This is a genomic window from Bradyrhizobium huanghuaihaiense (assembly GCF_007830635.1).
GTDB classification, from domain to species: domain Bacteria; phylum Pseudomonadota; class Alphaproteobacteria; order Rhizobiales; family Xanthobacteraceae; genus Bradyrhizobium; species Bradyrhizobium huanghuaihaiense.
Genome location: NZ_VLLA01000079.1, coordinates 1 through 5,788 on the forward strand (window position 1 = coordinate 1; position 5,788 = coordinate 5,788).

The window sequence follows — 5,788 nt, forward strand, 5'->3', positions numbered from 1 at the left end:
GATCTTGGCATGTAACGCCTTCAAATCGACCGGCGTCTCGGCCGATGTCTTGTCATGCCCAAACACGCCGGCGGCGCCTTCCAGGAGCTGGTTTTTCCAGATCGTGATCTGGTTCGGATGAACATCAAACAGTTGCGCCAGCTCCGCCAGTGTCTTGTCGCCTTTGACCGCAGCCAAAGCAACCTTCGCCTTGAATGCCGGAGAATGCGTCCGGCGGCTCTTCTTCGTCATCTTCGCTCCTGATTCGCAGCAAGAATCCTCGCCGCTGTCAGGCAGAAAATCCACTCAAGCTACTGTCCGAATTTGCGGGGCCAGCTCTGCCTTCAGCAGCCGGTAGACCGAGGCCTCGGATACAAAGTACTTTCGTTCGTCGGTGAACCGCACGGCCAGCTCGCGTGGCGACAGCTCAGGCAACTCCAACGCCAGGTCGATGATCTGACCCCGCACATCGTCGGGGATGCGATTCCAGACCCGGTCTGGTCGAGACCGGTGATCGGCCAGCGCTTCAACGCCTCCCTCGCGGTAGCGATCATACCAGCGATAGAATGTGGCGCGCGGGATACCGAGCTTGTCCAGCGTGCGCTTGGCGGGAAGATGCGATTGCTCGACCTGCTGGATGATCTCGGCCTTCTCAGAGGCGGGATACCTCATGCCTCGTCCTCCCCCTCTCTCACCCGACAGGTGAATGCGGAGCATTCACCTATAGAGCCCGTTCATGCTATTTTTGAGCAGACGGTTCTCCAGGGTCAGATCGGCTACGGCCTCCTTCAGGGCAACAGTCTCCCGGCGGAGATCCTTCACCTCGCCGGAGGTCGCAGCTCGTGCCGTGTCGCCCGCCAGGCGGCGCTTGCCGGCCTCGAGGAACTCCTTGGACCAGCCGTAATACATCGAGGCGGCAATGCCCTCGCGGCGACAGAGCTCGGAGATATTTTCCTCGCCGCGCAATCCTTCCAGCACAATGCGGATCTTCTCCTCCGACGAATAATGCCGGCGGGTTTGTCGCAGAATGTCTTTTAGAACTTGTTCTGCGGCACTTTGCCCGGTACGGATTTCTGCTTCATCTTCGCTCCTGGTGGCTACGATGAACCAGAAATCCTCCCTCCGCAAAATCCTTCAATTTGTCTCACAGGTCCTGACGGCGAACACCCTTCGACGATGAGGCGCGCGCCGTGAAGTTGGCCAACGACACCGAATTTGGGCCGATTTCCTACGTCTACACCGAGGACCTGAAGCGTGGTTTGCGCCTTTCCGGGCAAATGCAGAGCGGCATGGTCGCGCTGAACAGAGGACTTGCGTCCGATCGGGCGGCGCCCTTCGGTGGCAGCAAGGCAAGCGGCCTCGGTCGTGAAGGCTCGAACCGAAGGCATCAAGGAATACCTTGAAACCAAAGTACATTGCGGTCTCGCTCTAGCGCGCGATGGGTAGTCGTGTGCCGATCTTTGGACGAGCGGATCGAGCCCGACGACGTCATTGAAATGGATGTAAGCGGGATCGGTGTTGCGCTTGGTGGTGCTCGGCGAGAGCAGGATTGGTAGGTTACAGAATACAATGCTTTTCATAGAACGCGGCGGCCCCCGGGGGGTGATCGCCAAGAAATAAAAAAGATACCAACAAGTGGAGGAGGAGAAATGGGCGCGGTGAAGAAGGTTTTCATCGTAGGTGGCGGGATTGGCGGCTTGACGGTCGCCCATGCGCTTCAGCGGATAGGCGTATCTACCAGAGTCATTGAGATGGGAGATAAGCGTGACCGGATCGGCACCGGTATCACGCTGCTGGGGAATGCCTTGCGGGCACTTGCCGAATTGGGATTGGTGGATGCCTGCCTCGAAGGCGGCCTTGGTTGGGATACCGTGTCGGTACGCGATGGCGCGGGAACGATTCTGAGCGAACAGTCCTCACCAAGAATTTGGGACGCTGATCGTCCAGCCGCACTGGGACTCATGCGGCCACGTCTGGGACAGATTCTGGAAGACTTTGCGACGAAGAGCGGCGCGAAAATCGATTTCAACACAACGATCACCCGTATTGATCAGGACGATCGAGGGGTGACGGTTCAGCTATCGAACGGCGAGACAGATCGCGCCGATCTGCTGATCGCTGCGGATGGAGTCTATTCCAAGATCCGCCAGAGCATCTTCGGCGACGAGTTCAAGCCGCACTACGCCGGCCAAGGGGTATGGCGTTATACGGTTTCTCGCACCGAGGCGATGAATGGCTTCGTCCTGTACCGCCTTCCGACGGGCCGCGTAGTTGGCGCGCTGCCGCTATCGAAGGAATTGTGCTATCTATTCTTCCTGGAAAGCACGGACGAAAAGCTTCGTATTCCGCAAGATCGGGTGTGCGACTATCTCCGTAACCTGCTCGCCCCCTTTACGGCGCCCGAACTGGTCGCGGCTGCCAAGGTGATCGGCGAAGACAAGCACATAAGCTACCGCCCATTTGATGTCTTGATGATGCCAGCCCCCTGGCACCGTGGCCGTGTCGTGCTGCTCGGCGATGCTGCCCATTCGTTGATGCCGCAAATGACATCCGGCGGCGGAATGGCGATCGAGGATGCGCTGGTTCTGGCCCAGGAACTGAATCGCAACGACGATCTGGAGACTGCGCTCAAGACCTATTGCCGACGCCGCGAAGAAAGAGTCGGGCGCGTATACGACATTGCATACGCCATTTGCCGGGAAGAGCGCAAACCGGAGCATGGCCGCGACTATTCGATGGGCCTTCTTCGTGAAGGCTACGCGTTTCTGGCTGCGCCCGTCTGATTAGAAGCAGGCGAAGTCACATGGGAATTTGACGGACGTCGCTACCGCGGTGGATCGGCCACATCCGTGGACTGAAGGTAAACTCTGTAGCATTTTGGCCGACAACAAGCATGTCACGACAGGGGAAATGCATGACAAGACAAGCAGGTTCGTTGCAGGGATGGATTTTGACCTCCGCCCATGGATGACGGTGTTCGGAGTGGTCCTGCTATCGCCAGTCCTGCCACTTGCGCATTCGGGTTTTGTGCGAAATCCTTCATCATGAACGGTGGTTGTATTTCCGGTTTCCCTTAAGCTTGCGCTTGGTCAAGGAAATGCTGGCGGCGCGTGGCATTGGCATGACCTATGAAACCGTGCGCCAGGGGGGACGGAAATTCGGCAAGCTGTTCTCCGATCGGATCCGTCGAGCGCGCTCCCACCCGCGGTGACAAATGGCATCTGGACGAGGTCGTTATCTCGATCGCGGGCGAACAACATTGGCTCTGGCGCGCTGTCGACCAGAATGGCTTCGTTCTCGACGTCTTGATCCAGCGCCGAAGAGAGACTCGCGCGCTGCCCAGCGGCTCATGAAGAAGCTCTTGAAATCCGCCGGCACGCCGCCGCGCGTGATGATCACGGATAAGCTGCGTTCGTACGGCGCTGCGAGGGCGAAGATGGGCTTTCACGTCGAACATCGCCAGCACAAAGCTCTCAACAATCGGGCCGAGAATTCTCATCAGCCGACGCGGCGACGCGAGCGGATCATGAAGCGTTTAAAATCGTCCCCATCAGGCTCAACGGTTTCTGTCAGTTCACGATCAGGTCGCGAACCTTTTCCACATCCCCTATCCCGGAGCCGTCACGGCCGACTTCCGTCGAGCTTCGCGCGAACGAGCCTTTGCGACTTGGCGCGAGATCTCCAGGACAAGCGCTATCGCCGACTCTCGACCTCTGAGACTCGCCTCCTTCAGCTCGGCGATCGATTAGTTGACGATGCCTGCGATGGACCTCGGCTTCATCGGGCTTGGCCACATGGGTGCGCCAATGGCGCGGAACCTGCTAAAGGCTAGCCATCATCTCATCGTCTACAATCGCACGCGCAGCGATATTGAAGCCCTATCACTACTTTGGGTGCGCCGGGAGACCGGCAAGGAAGAGATGGTGAAAGTCCATTGCGATGAAGGTGTAGCGAACCACATCGGCCCCGAGCCGTGCGCAGGCGTCCGCGAGGGTGTCGGCGAAGCGTCGGTAGGGGAGCATGCAGGCCAGCCATTGAGCCGCGAAACAGTGTTATCTCGGGAGCCGACGCTGTCCAAAGAGCGGAAGGCAACATGGACGAGTGCGCAAACGCGAGCACCCGTCCAACCCGGCGTGGTCGTAGACCCTGGCATGTATGGAAGCTCCTTGTACGGGAACCGGGATATCTCCGGGTCGGCCATCTTCCTCCTCGGAGGAGGTGGTCCGCAGCGGGAAGGCGAGGAGCTGTAGCCGCTGATGCACGACACGGAGAAGTCTGACTCTGGCATAGTAGCTGAGAAGCCAACGAACAAAGCCGGATTACTGGCGGCGGAGTGGGCGGAGCCAAGGCCGGGGACCAAGGGAAACGCGGAACAGCAGCGCATGCACCGGACACAGGGCCGGGCTCGCATGACCCAGTCGCTGGACCGCGTACGGACAGCCGCAAGGCTGAGGAAGAAGGACCGGTTCACCGCGCTCTTTCACCACATCAATGTCGATACACTGCGGGCGGCGTTCTTTGCGCTCAGGCGTAGGGCTGCTCCCGGAGTGGATGGCATGACGTGGGAGGACTACGAGGAAGATCTCGAGCCCCGGCTCGCCGATCTGCACAAACGGGTCCAACGAGGAACGTACCGCCCGCAACCGTCTCGCCGGACGTACATACCAAAGGCAGACGGCAAGCAGCGCCCGTTAGCGATCGCGGCTCTCGAAGACAAAATCGTCCAGGGGGCCACCGTCATCGTGCTCAACGCCATCTACGAAGGAGACTTCTGTGGCTTTTCCTACGGGTTTCGGCCCGGCAGAGGACCACATGATGCGTTGGACGCGCTCTGCACAGCGATCGAGACGCGGAACGTGAACTGGATCATTGACGCCGACATCCAAAATTTCTTTGGCGCAGTCAGTCAACCTTGGCTGGTTCGCTTCTTGGAACATAGGATCGGCGACAAGCGCATCATCCGCCTCATTCAGAAATGGCTGAAGGCGGGTATTCTCGAAGACGGCGTCGTAACCGCTGATGACAGGGGAACGGGTCAAGGTTCGGTGATTTCACCGCTCCTTGGCAACATCTACCTGCACTACGCTCTCGACCTGTGGGCCAAACGCTGGCGACAGCGCGAGGTCTCCGGCGGCATGATCATCGTGCGTTACGCGGACGATGTAGTAGTCGGCTTTGAGCGCGAGGATGACGCACGTCGTTTCCTTGACGCGATGCGCGCGAGACTGGAGGAGTTCGAGCTGACGCTCCATCCGGCCAAGACCCGCCTGATTGAGTTTGGTCGCCATGCGGCGGCTCAACGCAAGCAGCGCGGACTCGGAAAGCCGGAAACCTTTGCGTTCATGGGGTTCACGTTTATCTGCGGCAAATCACGCCGAGGGCGCTTCCAGCTTCAACGGAAGACCCGTAGCGACCGCATGCGAACCAAACTCCGCGAAATCAAGGAGGAGCTGAGGCGCCGAATGCACTGGCCGATCCCTGCACAAGGGAAATGGCTGAGGCAGGTCTTGACCGGCCACTTTGCGTACTTTGCTGTTCCGACGAATGGCCGAGCGCTCAATGCGTTTCGGTTCTACCTGACCGATCTCTGGAGGCGTACGCTTCGGCGGCGCAGTCAGCGGACCTGTCTGACCTGGGATCGCATAACGCAGATCACCGACGACTGGCTCCCCAAGGCTCGCATCCTTCATCCATGGCCGAAGCTGCGCTTCGCCGTCAAACACCCGAGGTAGGAGCCCGGTGCCTTAATTGGGCTCGCCGGGATCTGCGCGGGGGGCGCCCAGTGATGGGTGTCCCTACCGCGAACAGA

Annotated in this window: 5 protein-coding genes and 2 pseudogenes; 5 read left to right on the forward strand and 2 right to left on the reverse strand. The window is 59.4% G+C overall.

The features are described from left to right. Nucleotides 1–231: transposase (locus IQ16_RS44575; protein WP_145832238.1), on the reverse strand; the 231-nt coding region annotated here is incomplete at its 3' end. An 84-nt stretch (nt 232–315) separates the two neighbouring features. Further along, nucleotides 316–1,061: pseudogene (locus IQ16_RS44580) on the reverse strand (helix-turn-helix domain-containing protein); the annotation flags it as partial. Between the two features lie 108 nt (nt 1,062–1,169). Here IQ16_RS44580 and IQ16_RS44585 point away from each other — a divergent pair. The 5 genes and pseudogenes from IQ16_RS44585 to ltrA all read left to right on the forward strand — a co-directional run bounded on the left by IQ16_RS44585 (nt 1,170) and on the right by ltrA (nt 5,711). After that, complete coding sequence (locus IQ16_RS44585; RefSeq protein ID WP_014498644.1) at nt 1,170–1,382, forward strand: aldehyde dehydrogenase family protein; 213 nt, start codon at nt 1,170–1,172, stop codon at nt 1,380–1,382. Between the two features lie 246 nt (nt 1,383–1,628). After that, complete coding sequence (locus IQ16_RS44590; RefSeq protein WP_011090930.1) at nt 1,629–2,762, forward strand: FAD-dependent oxidoreductase; 1,134 nt, start codon at nt 1,629–1,631, stop codon at nt 2,760–2,762. Nucleotides 2,763–2,989: 227 nt separating this feature from the next. Continuing rightward, a pseudogene (locus IQ16_RS44600) lies at nt 2,990–3,728 on the forward strand (IS6 family transposase). 15 nt (nt 3,729–3,743) lie between these two features. Further along, nucleotides 3,744–4,229, forward strand: coding sequence for an NAD(P)-binding domain-containing protein (locus IQ16_RS47615; protein ID WP_347340207.1), 486 nt, complete (start codon nt 3,744–3,746; stop codon nt 4,227–4,229). Between the two features lie 159 nt (nt 4,230–4,388). After that, a complete protein-coding gene (ltrA, locus tag IQ16_RS44615; RefSeq protein ID WP_347340208.1) occupies nt 4,389–5,711 on the forward strand; it encodes a group II intron reverse transcriptase/maturase in 1,323 nt (440 codons plus the stop codon). The last annotated feature ends 77 nt before the right edge of the window (nt 5,712–5,788 follow it).

Excerpts from the sequence above, each read along its gene's own strand:
- IQ16_RS47615 (WP_347340207.1), top strand. The coding sequence starts at position 3,744 with ATGGACCTCGGCTTCATCGGGCTTGGCCACATGGGTGCGCCAATGGCG.
- ltrA (WP_347340208.1), top strand. The coding sequence starts at position 4,389 with ATGACCCAGTCGCTGGACCGCGTACGGACAGCCGCAAGGCTGAGGAAG.
- IQ16_RS44590 (WP_011090930.1), top strand. The coding sequence starts at position 1,629 with ATGGGCGCGGTGAAGAAGGTTTTCATCGTAGGTGGCGGGATTGGCGGC.